Annotated in this window: 1 protein-coding gene and 1 pseudogene; one reads left to right on the forward strand and one right to left on the reverse strand. The window is 75.6% G+C overall.

The window, feature by feature from the left end; all coding sequences use genetic code 11:
- Window positions 1–198: 198 nt before the first annotated feature.
- Window positions 199–858, forward strand: a complete 660-nt coding sequence (locus JNW98_RS24210) for a TetR/AcrR family transcriptional regulator (protein WP_223770396.1) — start codon at window positions 199–201, stop codon at window positions 856–858.
- A 3-nt stretch (window positions 859–861) separates the two neighbouring features.
- On the opposite strand, the pseudogene JNW98_RS24215 reads toward JNW98_RS24210, so the two are convergent.
- Window positions 862–1,168 (reverse strand): annotated as a pseudogene (locus tag JNW98_RS24215) (hypothetical protein); the annotation flags it as partial.

Raw genomic sequence — 1,168 nt, forward strand, 5'->3', positions numbered from 1 at the left:
CCCCCGCACCCCCGGAAGCGCGCTGCGCGCGCTGTCCTCAATCGCCGGACCGGCTGCCTATCCAGCCCGTCCGGCGGTTGAGGCCGAGCGGCGAAGCCGCGAAAAGGGGGTCTGGGGGCTTGCCCCCAGGAAACGGCGAAGGGGTGGGACCGGGGCACCGCCAACCCCCCGCCCCAACCGACCGCTTAGGATGCCCCCATGAACCCCCGGCCGCGCCGCAGAATGGACGTGGAACAGCGACGCCGGCAACTGATCACAGTAGCCCTGGACCTGTTCAGCGAACACCCGCCCGAGGACGTCTCCCTCGACGACGTCGCGGCGGCGGCGGGCATCTCGCGCCCCCTCGTCTACCACTACTTCGCGGGCAAGCAGAGCCTCTACGAGGCGACCCTGCGCCGCACGGCGGACGATCTCACGGCACTGCTCACGGCGCCGCGCCAACTCCCGCCAGGGGAAGGGCTGCTGGCGGTGGCGGGGAGGTTCCTGGACTTCGTCGAGGAGCACGGGGCCGGCCGTATCACGCTGCTCCGCGCGCACCCGGACCTGATCGACGAGGTGCGGGAGGCGGCGTACGGGCAACTGCTGGGCCACCTGGGCGTGGAGACGCCGGGGCCGCGCCTGGAGGTGGTGCTGCGCTCGTGGATCTCGCTCGCGGAGACGGCCGCCCGCTGGTGGCCGGACGGCCGCCGGATCCCGCGCGCGGAACTGGAGTCGCAGCTCGTGCACTCGTTCGTGGCGCTGACGGCGGTGGGTGCGGCGCACGACGACGGGATGGCGGCCGTCCTGCGGCGGATCGTGGACGAGGAGCCGGCGGACGGCCCGTTTACCGAGGCGGCGACGGCCCTGGCGGCCATCTGAGCGTCACCGCAGCGCGTCCACCCGCTTCCCGTCCCGCGTCCGCCCGGACAGCCGGGCGACCGCGCTCTGCCGCGCCGGAAGGGCGAGCGCCGGGCCGGCACCCGTACCGTGGACGCCGCCCGTCGCGGTGATCGCGACGACGTCCGGGCCGCCCGCCGCCAGGGCGTACCAGGAGCCCGTGGGCGACTTCCACAGCGCGCCCGCCAGGACGCGCGGCTGCCGGGCGCCGCAGGCGAGGGAGTCCTCCGCCCGGGCGACGACGGCCGCCTGGGCGCCGGGACGGCCGCCGGGCGCCAGGAACTGGGCGACC

This window comes from Streptomyces huiliensis (genome assembly GCF_020037025.1).
Lineage (GTDB): Bacteria > Actinomycetota > Actinomycetes > Streptomycetales > Streptomycetaceae > Streptomyces > Streptomyces huiliensis.